The organism is Bacillus sp. TH50 (genome assembly GCF_016650565.1).
In the GTDB taxonomy this organism is placed as follows: Bacteria; Bacillota; Bacilli; order Bacillales; family Bacillaceae_G; genus Bacillus_A; species Bacillus_A mycoides.
Genome location: NZ_JAEKFM010000003.1, coordinates 314294 through 328951, shown reverse-complemented (window position 1 = coordinate 328951; position 14658 = coordinate 314294). Strand labels below are relative to the sequence as shown.

At 33.8% G+C, this 14658-nt stretch carries 21 protein-coding genes; 17 read left to right on the top strand and 4 right to left on the bottom strand.

Annotated features, from left to right (window positions below; genetic code table 11):
- Positions 1–53 precede the first annotated feature (53 nt).
- The 15 genes from JFU23_RS01720 to JFU23_RS01650 all read left to right on the top strand — a co-directional run bounded on the left by JFU23_RS01720 (position 54) and on the right by JFU23_RS01650 (position 10542).
- Positions 54–386, top strand: coding sequence for a DUF952 domain-containing protein (locus JFU23_RS01720; protein ID WP_201031188.1), 333 nt, complete (start codon positions 54–56; stop codon positions 384–386).
- 168 nt (positions 387–554) lie between these two features.
- Positions 555–902, top strand: coding sequence for a PadR family transcriptional regulator (locus tag JFU23_RS01715; RefSeq protein ID WP_002085093.1), 348 nt, complete (start codon positions 555–557; stop codon positions 900–902).
- Entirely contained in the window at positions 889–1890 is a 1002-nt protein-coding gene (locus tag JFU23_RS01710; protein WP_201031187.1) for an HAAS signaling domain-containing protein, read from the top strand. The genes JFU23_RS01715 and JFU23_RS01710 overlap by 14 nt, the downstream gene beginning before the upstream one ends.
- A gap of 78 nt (positions 1891–1968) precedes the next feature.
- Entirely contained in the window at positions 1969–2481 is a 513-nt protein-coding gene (locus tag JFU23_RS01705; RefSeq protein WP_201031186.1) for a GNAT family N-acetyltransferase, read from the top strand.
- A gap of 196 nt (positions 2482–2677) precedes the next feature.
- Positions 2678–3442, top strand: coding sequence for a serine hydrolase (locus JFU23_RS01700; protein ID WP_307838360.1), 765 nt, complete (start codon positions 2678–2680; stop codon positions 3440–3442).
- Complete coding sequence (locus JFU23_RS01695; RefSeq protein ID WP_201031185.1) at positions 3439–3810, top strand: hypothetical protein; 372 nt, start codon at positions 3439–3441, stop codon at positions 3808–3810. The genes JFU23_RS01700 and JFU23_RS01695 overlap by 4 nt, the downstream gene beginning before the upstream one ends.
- Positions 3811–3842: 32 nt before the next feature.
- Positions 3843–4259, top strand: a complete 417-nt coding sequence (locus JFU23_RS01690) for a GNAT family N-acetyltransferase (RefSeq protein WP_137059768.1) — start codon at positions 3843–3845, stop codon at positions 4257–4259.
- Between the two features lie 33 nt (positions 4260–4292).
- A complete protein-coding gene (locus JFU23_RS01685; RefSeq protein ID WP_137059767.1) occupies positions 4293–4697 on the top strand; it encodes a GNAT family N-acetyltransferase in 405 nt (134 codons plus the stop codon).
- A 15-nt stretch (positions 4698–4712) separates the two neighbouring features.
- On the top strand, positions 4713–5066 hold the full coding sequence (locus JFU23_RS01680; RefSeq protein ID WP_085311530.1) for an MmcQ/YjbR family DNA-binding protein: 354 nt from the start codon (positions 4713–4715) through the stop codon (positions 5064–5066).
- A gap of 92 nt (positions 5067–5158) precedes the next feature.
- The gene (locus tag JFU23_RS01675; protein WP_002032651.1) at positions 5159–5545 is read left to right on the top strand and encodes a ribosomal maturation YjgA family protein; all 387 of its coding nucleotides are present in this window, start codon (positions 5159–5161) and stop codon (positions 5543–5545) included.
- A gap of 21 nt (positions 5546–5566) precedes the next feature.
- Positions 5567–6073, top strand: coding sequence for a DNA topology modulation protein (locus tag JFU23_RS01670; protein ID WP_201031184.1), 507 nt, complete (start codon positions 5567–5569; stop codon positions 6071–6073).
- A gap of 59 nt (positions 6074–6132) precedes the next feature.
- Positions 6133–6810, top strand: a complete 678-nt coding sequence (locus JFU23_RS01665) for a formylglycine-generating enzyme family protein (protein ID WP_033715781.1) — start codon at positions 6133–6135, stop codon at positions 6808–6810.
- A gap of 92 nt (positions 6811–6902) precedes the next feature.
- The gene (locus JFU23_RS01660) at positions 6903–8099 is read left to right on the top strand and encodes a macrolide family glycosyltransferase (RefSeq protein WP_201031183.1); all 1197 of its coding nucleotides are present in this window, start codon (positions 6903–6905) and stop codon (positions 8097–8099) included.
- Between the two features lie 76 nt (positions 8100–8175).
- Positions 8176–8736 carry a phosphatase gene (locus JFU23_RS01655; RefSeq protein WP_201031182.1) on the top strand — a complete coding sequence of 187 codons (561 nt, stop codon included), beginning with the start codon at positions 8176–8178 and terminating at the stop codon, positions 8734–8736.
- A 438-nt stretch (positions 8737–9174) separates the two neighbouring features.
- Positions 9175–10542 carry a lytic polysaccharide monooxygenase gene (locus JFU23_RS01650; protein WP_201031181.1) on the top strand — a complete coding sequence of 456 codons (1368 nt, stop codon included), beginning with the start codon at positions 9175–9177 and terminating at the stop codon, positions 10540–10542.
- 212 nt (positions 10543–10754) lie between these two features.
- Here JFU23_RS01650 and JFU23_RS01645 read toward each other — a convergent pair whose 3' ends face one another.
- The 3 genes from JFU23_RS01645 to JFU23_RS01635 all read right to left on the bottom strand — a co-directional run bounded on the left by JFU23_RS01645 (position 10755) and on the right by JFU23_RS01635 (position 12282).
- Positions 10755–11189, bottom strand: coding sequence for a GNAT family N-acetyltransferase (locus JFU23_RS01645; protein WP_002085113.1), 435 nt, complete (start codon positions 11187–11189; stop codon positions 10755–10757).
- A 105-nt stretch (positions 11190–11294) separates the two neighbouring features.
- Positions 11295–11957 carry a ribose 5-phosphate isomerase A gene (gene rpiA, locus JFU23_RS01640; protein WP_002085117.1) on the bottom strand — a complete coding sequence of 221 codons (663 nt, stop codon included), beginning with the start codon at positions 11955–11957 and terminating at the stop codon, positions 11295–11297.
- A 4-nt stretch (positions 11958–11961) separates the two neighbouring features.
- Positions 11962–12282 carry a 2Fe-2S iron-sulfur cluster-binding protein gene (locus JFU23_RS01635; RefSeq protein ID WP_201031180.1) on the bottom strand — a complete coding sequence of 107 codons (321 nt, stop codon included), beginning with the start codon at positions 12280–12282 and terminating at the stop codon, positions 11962–11964.
- Positions 12283–12425: 143 nt separating this feature from the next.
- Between JFU23_RS01635 and JFU23_RS01630 the strand changes: the two genes are divergently transcribed.
- Both JFU23_RS01630 and clpP read left to right on the top strand, forming a co-directional pair.
- Positions 12426–13112 carry an RNA polymerase subunit sigma-70 gene (locus tag JFU23_RS01630; protein WP_085311521.1) on the top strand — a complete coding sequence of 229 codons (687 nt, stop codon included), beginning with the start codon at positions 12426–12428 and terminating at the stop codon, positions 13110–13112.
- A gap of 20 nt (positions 13113–13132) precedes the next feature.
- On the top strand, positions 13133–13714 hold the full coding sequence (gene clpP / locus JFU23_RS01625) for an ATP-dependent Clp endopeptidase proteolytic subunit ClpP (RefSeq protein WP_002136712.1): 582 nt from the start codon (positions 13133–13135) through the stop codon (positions 13712–13714).
- 53 nt (positions 13715–13767) lie between these two features.
- Here the strand turns inward: clpP and JFU23_RS01620 are convergent, their stop codons facing one another.
- Complete coding sequence (locus JFU23_RS01620) at positions 13768–14625, bottom strand: glycine betaine ABC transporter substrate-binding protein (RefSeq protein ID WP_085311519.1); 858 nt, start codon at positions 14623–14625, stop codon at positions 13768–13770.
- Positions 14626–14658 lie beyond the last annotated feature (33 nt).

The following is a 14658-nucleotide window of genomic DNA, read 5'->3' as shown; positions in this document are numbered from 1 at the left end:
TAATAAACAGAAAAACCTCTTTTTTTCTATATAAAGATATAGGGGGAATGGATATGATTACAAAAGTAATAACAAAAAGGAATTGGGAAATCGCAAAAACAACTAGAGAGATTAATGAAGCCTCACTTAAAGAAGAGGGGTTCATTCATTGTTCATTATTAGACCAAGCTTTAATAGTTGCGGAAACATATTTCAGTCATGAAGAAGATGTTTTATTACTTACAATTGATCCATCCCTAGTAAAAGCAGAAATAAAATATGAACTTGCTTCTAACGGTCAAGAATACCCGCATGTATATGGAGTAATCAATTTTGAGGCAATTGTAGGTGTTGCTCCATTTTTTAAAGAAAAGGGAGATTTTTTATTACCAGAGGGACAAAGTTAAGAGTGTTATAGGTATTTAAGTTAGCTAGAAAAGCGCAAATTAGATAGTTTGTGCTTTTTATTGTATATATTTTTTGGAAAATTATTGTTTTTGTCACACTAATACTGTACGATACATAGTATAAAACACATACTGTATGACATATAGTAATGGAAATGAGGTGGGTGAATGGATACTTTATTAAATTCATTAATTACTGAGCTAAGGAGAGGGACATTGACATTAGCGGTTTTAAGTCAACTAAGAACGCCGCAATATGGATATTCGCTTGTCCAATTATTGGAGCAATCAGGAATCATGATAGATCAAAGTACTTTATATCCACTACTTCGCCGATTAGAAAAGCAGGAGCTAGTGACGAGTAGTTGGGATAAAACGGAGAGTAGACCTCGTAAGTATTATGTTTTAAGTGAATATGGATTAGAGATATTTTTACAATTGAAAAAGGAGTGGATAAAGGATTCAAAAGAGCTTTATAACCTATTAAAGGAGGAGGACGAGAATGAGTTTGATTGATATGTACGTCCATGAAGTTGCGAAGAGATTACCTGAAAAAAATCGTGAAGATATTACGCTTGAACTACGGTCGACAATAGAGGATATGTTACCTGATGAGTACAATGAGGAAGATGTAAAGAGTGTCCTTGAAAAATTGGGGAGCCCAGTTTCGTTGGCTAATGGGTATTTGGATAGACCGATGCATTTAATTGGACCACGTTATTTTGATGTATATACGACATTATTAAAAATGATCCTACCAATTGCAGCTGTTATCGCACTCATTTCAATGGTTGCAGAAAATTTTATAGGCTATACTGGTGATCAGGCAGTATTGAATGTTATTTTACAATTGATAGGTAAAGGCATTGGGGAAATTGTCGAAGTAGGCCTCCATGTATTTTTCTGGTTGACACTTGTATTTGCTATTTTAGAAAGAACAGATAAAGACAAAAGCACCCAACCGTTGACGACAAGTTTAAAAAAATGGACACCTGATGATTTGAAAAATATCTCGTATGTGCCAAAGAAAAAGTCAATTTCAAAGTTTGAAGTTTTTGGAGGTTTGATGTGGACGGCAGTGTGGGCTACACTTTACTTTTATGCGAATTATCTTGTTGGCGTATATAATGGTACGGCAAATGGATTGAAGTTTGTCGCACCAACTTTCAATCAAGATGTTTTACTTCAGTATTGGCCAATCGTTGTAATTATGATCGTTTTCGAAATAGGTATATCTCTTTATAAGTTAGTGCAAGGACAATGGACGCAAAAATTGGCAATTGGGAATGCAATCCTACAGTTAGCTGCAACAATAGTATTCATTGTAATCGTAGTAAATCCTCATTTATTTAACGAAGGATTCATTACGTATGTGGCAAATGTGTTTACAATTTCTCCAGAGGAATTTAAAACGTGGTTAATTGGTGGAGGGATAATTATCTTCATATTATCTGCGGTACTAAATGCAATTGATGGTTTTCGAAAATCTAGAATTCGGTTGTAAAAATAAGTTTGTATTATTAATAGGTAGATCAGTTGAAAGAAAGGTACAGAGAAAGATCATTATGAAAGGAAGAAAACAATGATAAGGGAAGCAATGAAAAAAGATGTAACATTTATTTTAGATATTTATAATGATGCAATCCTTAATTCAACAGCTGTATATGCGTACAAACCTGTAACCCTTGAAAATAGAATAGGTTGGTATGAACAAAAAAAGGCTGATGGCTATCCAATTTTAGTCTACGAGCTAGATAATAAAGTAGTAGGATTTGCGACATTTGGCCCCTTTAGGGCATGGCCTGCCTATAAATATTCAGTTGAACATTCTGTGTATGTTGATAAAGAATATAGAAAAAATGGAGTTGGGTCCTCTTTACTGGAAGAATTAATTACAATTGCAAAAGAAAGAGAATATATGACCTTAATTGCTGGAATTGATGCGGAAAATGAAAAAAGCATTGCAATGCATAAAAACTTCGGATTTGTTTATTCGGGAACAATAAAAAAGGCTGGTTATAAGTTCAATGGATGGCTAGATTTAGCTTTTTATCAATTGGAGCTTAATGGTCCTAAAAATCCTACTGAAGAATAGCTGTATCTATTACTGTAAAAATAATTTTAAAAAGAAATTGTATATACTTCAAAAGATAGTATGAAGAAATCTCATGCTATCTTTTTCTTATTGTATTCATGATTATCATTTAACAAAAAAGGATTCTTATATTCTATATCGAATTTTGAGAAGATGATAAAACGATATAAGAAGAGGGATGAATATGTAGGCTGTCATTAGAAAAATAAAAGAAATACAAATTGGTCAAGTTGGAATACTTGTTTATTCAACAAAGAATGGAAATATAGTTGCTACCCATAACAATGAGCTATACGTTCCTTTAGCATCAGCAGCAAAAGTGGCAATTGGATTTACAGTAGCAAAGATGGTAAAGGATAAACTAATTAGTTGGAGTGATACACTTCATCACATTAAGTATAGTCCAAATGAGGATAGTGCGCAGTTATATCCTCACTTACAAGACAGAGCTACATTAACACTTAGTAAAGCGGTTGAAGTAATGATAGCATGTCACGACAGCTGTATAGCTCAGTCAATTGTTATGCACTGCGGAGGATGGGAAACTGTCAGAGAAAATGTTTTAACGTACTTTTCAAAGATTCATATACAGGAAAACCCTAGAGATGAGCAAAATGTCGGAGAGTTAAATCAAGTTCTTTCACTTTTAGTACATATTTTTCAAGGATATAAATCAGAACCAGAATTATGGGAACCCATTATTAATGGAATGGTAAGGCAACAAGGTGATTATGAAGGGATACCGTATTATCATTTAGCTCATATGACAGGTGGTTTATCCACCGCTATAATAAATATTGGTATAATAGGAATGTTTCATAAATTTCCGTTTCTTTATGTAATTGGGGGAAGAGATTTACCTAATCGATCTGATAATAAACAAGTTGATGAAATCGTTATAGAAGCTTTGAGGTACGTATACAAAGAATACAGTAAAAGTATATTAGGGGTGAGCGATTGAAGCGAAACTTAAAGACTTCAACAATCATTATTTTAATCCTTACAATTATTGCTCTTGAAGTTGGAATTGCGCTATACGATCACACTTTGTCATTAGATACTATTTACTTTGCAGCGATTCTTATTTGTATTGTTTTGCTTTTTGGCACACGTGTTTCTGAGGAGAAAGAAAGTACATCGAAACAGAGACGAAGAAAAACAGCTCTTATATTTTGGCCATCTATTTTATTATTAATCGCTAGTTTTGCCGTTATAAGTTATGTGAGAACAGGTTATGTCTCTGTACCAGGGATAATTGGGTTTTCTTGCTTTGTTACATATGGCGGATTTGTATTCATTAGTATATTAAAGAGAAGAAGTAAAAATTAAATGTAGCTTACTAAGTTGAAAGGAGGAAATATATGAAAAGCATAGAGAATGGCACTCGCACTGAAGGAGAATACATTAAAAATAAAGTAATTCAATATAACATGTCTATTTTAACAGATGAAGTAAAGCAACCGATGGAACAAGTAAGCTTCGTAGTGAAAGATGAAGATGGAAAAATCTTTGGCGGTGTAACAGGAACGATGTATTTTTATCATCTTCATATAGATTTTTTATGGGTTGATGAATCTGTTCGTCATGATGGTTATGGTAGTCAATTGTTACATGAAATAGAAGAAATTGCGATGGAAAAAGGATGTAGACTCATTTTACTAGATTCATTTAGTTTCCAAGCACCAGATTTTTATAAAAAGCACGGATACCGAGAATATGGTGTTGTTGAAGATCATCCTAAAGGGCATAGCCAACACTTTTTAGAAAAGAGATTATAATAATATTATGTACACTAGTTTAGGGGAGGAAAAATGTACACGTATAAATTACAACATGAACAACCAATCTGTGTAGAAAAAATAAAGAAACTTTACGGTATTGTAGGCTGGTGGCCAGAAAGAAAAGAAGTCGATATTGAAAAAATGTTAAAGAATAGTATAGCTATTGGAGTATGGGAAGAAAACGAATTAATTGGATTTGCTAGAGTTGTTACTGACGGTGTTTTTCGGGCGTATATTGAAGATGTTGTCGTACATGAGAGTGTAAGAAATAAAGGTATTGGTGAGAAGATGCTTACAATGTTACTTCGAGAGATATCTCATATTGATATTGTAAGTCTATTTTGCGGCGAGAAACTAATAAAGTTTTATGGTGAACAGCAATTTAAAGCGACGAAGCAAATTGTGATGCAGCGTAATCAAATAGTGAAAGAATAAGAGGTGCCAATTAGAATGAATGCAACAAGATCGTATTGTTTATCGAAAAGAAAAGCGACAGAGGATTCTCCAGATGGCTGGAGTGCAACATGTATGAGGCTCAATAATAAAATATTTGCGATAGTGAACCATGAAGAAGGGGAAAAAGCTGCGATTACATTAAAATGTGATCCAGAACTCTCTTTACGAATAAGAGAAGATTACCCAGAAACAATAATTCCTGGATATCATATGAATAAAAAGCATTGGAATACAGTGTACATACATAAGGATGTGGGGCAAGAACAAATTAATAAAATGATAGATTGGTCGTATGATTTAGTATTACAATCATTTTCAAAGAAAAAGCAGCAAGAGTTATTGGATTAAATACAAAGTGAAGTCGACTATAAATAGCTAGTAAAATGATTATATTTTACTAGCTATTTGCAGTTTTACATTATATATTAGGGGATTTTGAAATGAATACGAAACGAAATAGATTACTATATGCGGTGTTTACTATAGTTGTTATTATTTTAGGTCTTAGTTCAAGAAAGTTTGCTTTTGCGTTACCAGATTTGTTAAATGGGTACTTAGGTGATGCTTTATGGGCATTAATGATTTTTATTGGATTTGGATTTTTGTTTCCTAAAATAGAAACGAGGAAATTAGCTTTTATTAGTTTGATATTTTGCTACGGGATTGAAATTAGTCAATTGTACCATGCGGAATGGATAGATAGCATTCGAGCAACGACTTTAGGTGGACTCGTATTAGGTTACGGATTTTTATGGAGTGATTTAGTGGCTTACACAATTGGTGTTGGAGTAGGAATGCTTGGTGAGTTTATGCTACGAAAGAAATAAAAGATGTAAAAAGGGGTATTTATGAAAAAAATAATATTAATAGGTTCTGGTGGTTCAGGAAAATCCACATTAGCAAGGCAGTTAGGTAATAAGCTAAATATTAAGGTGCATCATCTTGATACACTATTTTGGAAACCAAATTGGGAGGGTGTACCGAAAGAGGAGCAAAGAACGGTTCAAAATGAATTAGTTAAAGGGGAAAAGTGGATTATTGATGGGAATTATGGCGGGACAATGGACATAAGAATTAACGCAGCTGATACAATTATCTTCCTTGATATTCATAGAACAATATGTGTTTATCGTGCTTTTAAAAGAATTGTGCAATATCGTAATAAAACAAGACCGGATATGGGTGCTGGATGTGAAGAAAGATTTGACTTGCAATTTTTCAAATGGATATGGGAATATCCTAAGTCGAAAAGACCTGCAATTTTAAAAAGAATCGATCAATTCAATAAGGATAAAAGAATTATTATTTTAAAAACACCAAATGAGGTTCAACGATTCATAAAGGAAGTGCAGTAAGTATAAATTGGTGCATTAAAAACATTAAATTATGTTCCATTTTGAATGGAGGAATAATATTGAATGAAATAATTCGCTTGATTGATTCTTATATGGTAAAAATCCCAGCAGGGGAGATAGTTTTAAGAGACGATCGAATTAAAAGAGAATGGAAGGCCCAAATTAAGCCGTTTCTTCTTGCACAATATACTGTAACGATGGAATTATATTATACTGTTATAAATGAATCATCAAATTCTTTTCTAGGCAATCATAAACCCGTTGTTAATACTTCTTGGAATGATGTGATTATATTTTGTAATTTACTTTCAAAAAAAGCGGGATTAAAAGAATATTATTCTATTAGTGATGGCGGTCAAAAGGTTAGTTGTAATGTAGAGTCCAACGGCTACCGATTACCTTCTGAGGCAGAGTGGCAATATGCATGTAAAGCAGGGACTACTGGGTATACATATGGAGAACTTGATAAGATAGCTTGGTATAATAAAAACTCGGATGGGAAAATTCATGAGGTCGGTAAAAAAGAACCGAATGCATGGGGAGTATATGATATGTTAGGGAACGTTTGGGAATGGTGTTATGATTTGTATGATGAAAAGGTATATGGATCGTACCGAATTTTCCGAGGCGGTAGCTGGGCTGAAGAAGCGAGAGGGTGCGGTGCTACTTGTCGCCGTCGTAGTCATCCTACATTTCATATAGATGATCTCGGTTTTAGGCTTGCTAGGTCAATTTAGCAGGAAAATGATACATATAACTCCGTAAAGAGTATGGAAAGTATCCATATTCTTTACAACATAGAAATTTTAAAATTTAAGGAGTGTTTTGAATGGCACGTGTTTTATTCATTAACGCTGGATCAGAAGGACATATAAATCCAACATTACATGTTGTAGAAGAACTGATTTCTCGCGGTGAAGAGGTAGTTTATTTTTCAATAGAGGCTTTCAGGGAGCGTATTGAGAAGACAGGTGCTACTGTACGAACGATTGATGATCAAAAATTTATACAAGCATTTCTTTCCGGTGGTCGGAATTATTTACAGGAAAGAATAAATGGTCTTTTACATACAGCAGATGTTATTATACCGAGTGTTCTAGAACAAATTGAAGGAGAACATTTTGATTATATTATTCATGATTCGATGTTTGGCTGTGGTCGCTTAATTGCCCAAATTCTTAATCTTCCAGCCATAAATTCATGCACATCTTTTGCACAAGATGAAAAATCATTTAAACAAATGTTAGACCATCTTTCTAAAAATATCCCACTGGAAGTTCAGGATAGAATACATAATGATTTTGAAAACTTAACTAATGGAATTACAGAAAAATATGGTGTTAATATAAACTCACCGTATGAAGTTTTCTGTAATCCAGCTTCACTTACTATTGTGTATACAATTAAGGAGTTCCAACCTTTTGGGGATACATTTAATGAAACATTCAAATTTGTGGGTCCATCTATCTCTACACAAGTGAAAAATGAAGGTTTTGATTACACTTCAATTGAAGAAAAAAGCCTGATTTACATTTCATTAGGTACTGTTTTTAATGAAGCGCTTGATTTTTATAAACTTTGTATGAAGGCGTTCGAGAATAGTAAGCATACAATTGTTATGTCTATTGGCAACAAAACGGAAATAAGTGATTTAGGTAATATCCCTAAAAACTTCATTGTGAAAAACTATGTACCACAAACTGAACTTCTCAAATATACGAAACTATTTATTACACACGGCGGTATGAACAGTACGCATGAAGGGATATATAACGGTGTTCCACTCGTTGTAATTCCGCAAAGTGCAGATCAGCCAGTAATCGCAAAGCAAGTGGAGAGTCTCGGGGCAGGAGTTAAATTGCAAATGCAAGGATTAACTGCGGATCAACTAAGTGAAAGTGTAGAAATAGTATTAAATAATCCGTCATGTAAAGAAGCTGCTTTGAATTTGAAGGAGTCTCTCCGAAAATCAGGTGGGTATAAGCAAGCAGTTGATGAAATTTTTAAATTTACAGGCTGTTATTAAAACTATACATGTGAAAGAGTGTCTATATTAAATGATATAGACACTTTTATGTTATATGAAGCGAGGAATTGATGAAATGGAAAGAATGAAAATACTAGATGTAAATTTTTCTGACATGACAGCTACACCATTTTTTCAAGTGGAGGCGAAAAATAGAATTAGATTCGATATAGAATTATTTGAGGGTAATTTGAGAGGGTTAAGAGGGATTTTGACTGAACTTTTTAAAAGTCCTGATACAATTGATGTTTCATTTATTTCCGGTTACATAACATATGGTAAAAGTAAGAGAATAAATGAGAAAACAAAAATTGGAAGGTTCATGAAGATTAAGAATTGGGCAGAAACGAAAGTAGACGTTGATGATCTTGAAAGTACAATCATATTTACTACGATTAAAGGTGTACATGAAGATGAAGTATATAAGTATTGCAAGTATGTCGTTAATGGTGGTCAGCAAGCGTATATTTCTTTTTATAACGATACTTATTTATTGTATATAAGTACAGACGTAATTGATATTATTTCACCAGATACAAGTTTAATAGAAAAGTTAAAACTTCAATACAGTGAAGAATATGATAAGTTTTATGAAACTATATTGACGGATTCGGAAATGTTTACAAGTGATAAGTAATTTCAAAGTATTGATAGAAAGATATATGGAAAATGGAGATGGCACGTTGTTTTAAAATAATGTGATCTCACATTGCCATGCGTTTTAAGTTAACGATGAAGGGTTTCAAGACGACTTGGTACAATTCATCCATATATATACCTAAAATTTTTCATTACAAGTACTACAATTTCTATTGCTCACTTTTACTTTATAAATTTAGGATGTAGTTTTACGTGTTAGTAGTAATTTCACTGTTTCTGCACAACTTCTGCACACATTTAAGTGATTTCTATGTCATGATATATTCAGTAAGTGAAATATTTCACAAGAAATGAAATGTTTCTTTACGACGGTGTATGCATATTTACGCATACACGAAATAAGATTGACTCTTGTTATTCTTTTACATCAAAGCCCACATTACACTACGAAGTATAACAAGAAGGGGACAGGAACATGAATAATCGATTTTTAAAACAACTACAAAACTTGAAAATGAACAAAAAAAGTATTGGAGCTGTTGCATTAACAGCTGGAATTATCGGAACGACACTTATTCCTCAAAATGCATACGCGCACGGCTTTGTTGAAAAGCCTGGTAGCCGTTCTGCTTTATGTAGTCCAACTTATGGTGCTCTAAATGTAAACTGCGGAAGTGTTATGTATGAACCACAAAGTTTAGAAGCTCCAAAAGGATTCCCACAAATTGGCCCAGTTGATGGGCAAATCGCTTCTGCAGGTGGAAAATTTGGCGGTATTTTAGATCAACAAGCAGCAAATCGTTGGTTTAAAAATACAATCACAGGTGGGGAAAATACATTTACTTGGAAGTATACAGCGCCTCACTTAACAAGCAAATGGCATTACTATATTACAAAAAAAGGATGGAATCCAAATAAAGCACTAACAAGAGCGGACTTTGAGCCAATTGGCACTGTACAACATGATGGTTCTGCAGCTTCAAATAATTTAACTCACAAAATCAATGTACCTACTGACCGTAGTGGATATCATGTAATTTTAGCAGTATGGGATGTAGCTGATACAGTAAATGCATTCTATAATGTAATTGATGTTAACCTCATCAACAATGTGAAACCAGACACAGAAGCTCCAAGTATTCCAAATGGACTTCAGGCGCAAAAAGTAACAGCAAATAGTATAGAACTAACATGGAACACTTCTACGGATAATGTAGGGGTGAAAGGATATCAAGTTTTCCATAACGGAGAGATGATTGACACTGTACTAGGCACTCATTTTATTAATAAACAATTAAAACCAAGTACAGAATACACTTATACTGTAAAAGCAATTGACACAGCTGGCAATGTATCGAAAGAAAGTACAGCGCTTACAGTGAAAACAACAGTTGAGGCTCCTGATACAGAAGCACCAACACAACCAAAAGGATTACATAGCATGGGAACAACAGCGTCAAGTGTGGATCTAATGTGGAGTCCATCTGATGATAACGTTGGTGTAGACTATTACGATATTTATAGAGAAATAGAAGGAACAATGAAAAAAATTGCAACATCCAATACGACTTCTTATATGGATAAAAATTTACTCGCTAATACTACTTATAAATATGCAGTGAAAGCAGTGGATGTAGTTGGAAATGAATCCGTACAAAGTGATACGTTCACAATTACTACAAAAACTGAAAGCGCTTCATATGAAGCGTGGGATGCAAAGAAAGCATATAAAAAGGGAGATAAAGTTTTACACGAGGGAAAAGTGTATGAAGCAGTCCAGAATTATGAAGGACATGGGGATCCAAACTGGATTTTTGCTTTATCCTTATGGAAAACAGTGTAAGCTTTACCTCAAAATGAAATGAAAGATGATGGGCTTTGATGCAAAAAAAGGAAGTTTGAGAGTTAACTTTTCTGCTTATAAAAAAGACGACGTATTCAGCGTCGTCTTTTTGTATTAATCTAGAATATTCATCAAAGAGACTTTCAAACGAATAAGCTACAGAAAGGTTACTATACGAATACATAATGTAGAATCATATAGTAACCTTTCTATTATGATAACACTTTCGTCATAAGAATATGTGGAATTCCATCTTCCATAAATACGTCGGAAGAAGTTTGATAGCCTAATTTTTCATAAAACCCTTCAGCTTGTGTTTGACCGTGTAGTTTAACTTTGTTTGCTTCTTTGTTACGAGCAATCTCTTCTAACTTTTGAATGATTACTTTGCCTAATCCGTATTTGCGATAGTCTTTTAAAATACAAATTCTTTCTAGTTTACCCATTCCGTCAACGAATCGTATACGGCCAGTTCCTACAGGAAGTTCATTATAATAAACTAATATATGTTTGCATGCCTCGTCAATTTGGTCATATGTATCGAATTCATCCTCAAGAGGTACACCTTGTTCTTTTACGAATACTTCTTTTCGAATGTAAAAGGCAGTTTCTAAATCAGTAAGTTCTGTTATGAGTTTGGATTGCAAATTGTTCAGCCCTTTCTAGTGTGATATGAATGTGTTGTCATAGTATATCATAATGTAATGCTATAAAAGAAAAAACTGACTTGCAAAAGTCAGCCTTTAAAATGCTTAATATTCTTTTATACCGTTTTTTGTTCCGATGATCGCTTTGCTCGTCATATTGATAAATAATCCTGTTTCAACTACACCGGTAATCATCTTTAACTCTGTATGTGTATCATTTGGATTCAATATTTTGTTTGGAAAAATACAATCAATAATTAAATTGCCGTTATCAGTTATAAATGGTCCGCCATCTTTCATACGTAAACGCGTTTCGCATCCTAAAGATTGAATTCTCTTTTCAGTTTGCTTCCAAGAGAAGGGGATGATTTCAATAGGAAGTGGAAAGGTACCTAAATGTGAAACGAGTTTGGATTCATCTGCAATAATAATAAGTTCTTTAGAGGAGGTGGCAACAATCTTTTCGCGAAGTAATGCACCACCACCACCTTTTATTAATTGTAAATCATTATTGATTTCATCTGCTCCATCAATTGTGAGATCAAGTATATCAATTTCATTTAAAGAGATTAGCGGAATAGATAATTGTTTTGCTAATACTTCAGTTTCTTTTGATGTCGGTACAGCTTGAATAGATAACCCTTCTTGTACACGGTGACCTAACTTTTGTATCGTCCAATATACGGTTGAACCCGTACCAAGTCCAATCGTCATACCATCTCTTACAAAGCCAGCAGCATATTCACCGGCTAGCTGTTTTAAATTCATCATTTTACTCCGCCGGACGTGCTCCAGCATCTAAACCGGAACTTTCAACTGTAAGTATTGGGCGAACAGTAATATCTTTATGTACACGCATTTGGCACGATAATCGTAAGTGGTCTTCAATTCCTTTTTCCGTAATAGCTTGTTTTTCATCATTTGTAGCCTCACAAAAATCACCTGCAATGACTTCAACTCTACAAGTTGTACATCTTGCTTTGCCACCGCAACGATGAAGAATGTGTACACCGTTATCTTCAAGTGCTAAGACTAATTTCGTTCCTTCTTTAATATCGAAAGTTCCGGTACCTTCCACTGTTAATTTTGGCAAATTGATTCCTCCTCATGTAAAATGCTATATAACATATTTATGACCCGTATTCATGAACATAAACATAAAATTAATTATAAGCCCCGTAACTTTTTTCTTTGTTCAATCGTTTAATAAGTAAGCGCTGAAAAGGAGTGGTTATTTTGTGCACAAAAGTAACTCAGGTTTTAAAGGATCATATCGATATGAATCATTCAAATATAAATTTTTTAATTGAACATTATGCAGAGGTAAAAAGATACTGTACGTTTTTGACGAAAAACAAATGGGATGGGGAAGACCTTGCCCAAGAAGCAATTTGCAAAGTTCTTCAAAAGTATAGTGAGAAGGAAATTTGTATAACGCTTCTGTATAAAATTGCTCGAAATCAATGGTTAGATCAAATAAAATCAAAATCCGTTCAAGAAAAGTTAGAACAGCAAAATACATTTGAAGAACCACATGGGAAAATTGCAGATTTGCATGAAATGGTAGGGAAAGTATTGTCTTCGTTAAATGTGCAACAATCCGTAATTTTATTATTGAAGGATGTTTTTCAGTATAGTATCGCGGATATTGCTAAAGTGTGTTCGGTATCAGAAGGTGCAGTGAAAGCATCGTTATTTAGGAGTAGAAATAGGCTGAAAACTGTAAATGAAGAAGGCATTGAAATAGTGGAGTACACGGATGATGTTGAAATCGTTATAACTTCTATTCGAGAAGAAAGACCTGAATTGTTGACGAAACTTCTCCCAACAATAGATTTCACTAAGTTACCATCAATACAACCAGTGTTATTCTTCAGTATGAAACAATCTTCTTCTTACAGTTGTATGCTTAATGCGGCATAAAACAGATGGAGGGATTTATAATGAGTGTAATTCCTTACGTAATAGAACAAACGAAATTAGGAGAACGCTCCTATGATATATATTCAAGATTATTAAAAGACCGAATTATTATGATTGGTTCAGAAATTAACGATCAAGTTGCAAGCAGTGTAGTAGCACAATTATTATTTTTAGAAGCGGAAGATGCAGAAAAAGATATATTCCTTTATATCAATAGTCCTGGCGGCTCAACTACAGCAGGATTTGCAATATTAGATACGATGAACCTTATTAAGCCAGATGTGCAAACGCTTTGCATGGGCTTTGCAGCATCATTTGGTGCACTTTTACTATTAGCTGGCGCAAAGGGAAAAAGATTTGCGCTCCCTAATAGTGAAATCATGATTCATCAACCGCTCGGCGGTGTAAAAGGGCAAGCAACGGAGATTGAAATTACAGCAAAAAGAATATTAAAGTTAAAACATGATATTAACAAAATCATATCTGATCGAACAGGGCAACCAGTAGAAAAGGTAGCTCATGATACAGAAAGAGATTATTTTATGACGGCAGTAGAAGCGAAGGAATATGGAATTGTTGATGCAGTTATTGAGAAAAAATAACATAAAACAGGCTAGAGAATATGATAAATTCCCTAGCCTGTTTTTGTCATTCTTTATTCTTTTATCCATTCATCAACTAAAGCTTGATTCTCTTTAATCCATTTTCGCGCGGCTTCTTCTGGATCTTTCGTTTTATTTAACATGACCATTAAAGTACCTAGTTGTTCATCGTTCATTTTCCATTTGTCAAAGTATTTCACAATATCAGGATGATCTTTTTCGAAACCTTTACGAACGGAGTAATAAATGTCATCTTTTTCACCATATACTTTCTTAGGGTCTTTTAAATATTTTAAGTCAAACTCTGAAAAGCCCCAATGAGGATTCCAAAGCGTAACAGCGATTGGTTTCTTTTTCGTATATGCCTTCTTTAGTTCGCTCATCATCGCAGCTTCTGAAGATTGGACAAGTTTTAGTTTTATATCATATTCCTTCATTGCTTTATTCGTTAAATTCATTAGGCTACTACCAGGTTCAATCCCAACAATTTTATTATCTAGCTCATCTTTATGTGCATTTAAATCTTCAATACTGTTAACGTTTTTCACATAAGAAGGGACGACTAAACCAAGCCCAGTACCTTCATACCATTTTGATTTTAAGACGAAGTCATCTTTGTAACGGGCATTTAATGGTTTATCTGTAACAGGAAGCCATACTTCTAGATTCGCATCAACATCACCACGTGCGACGCCAGTCCATATCGCAGCTTTTTCTAAATACATGAGTTCAACTTTATAGCCTTTTTCTTCTAATAAAACTTTCCACATATTTGCGGTTGCGATATTTTCTTTCCAACTTGTTACACCAAGTTTAATTTTTCCTTTCGAATTTGCATTTGTTGCATTACAAGAAGTGAAAATCATACTAATAAATAGTAACAGACTTATAATCCATATTTTTTTTCGCATTCAAAACCTCCTGTGAAGCTTTTGCTTTTTATA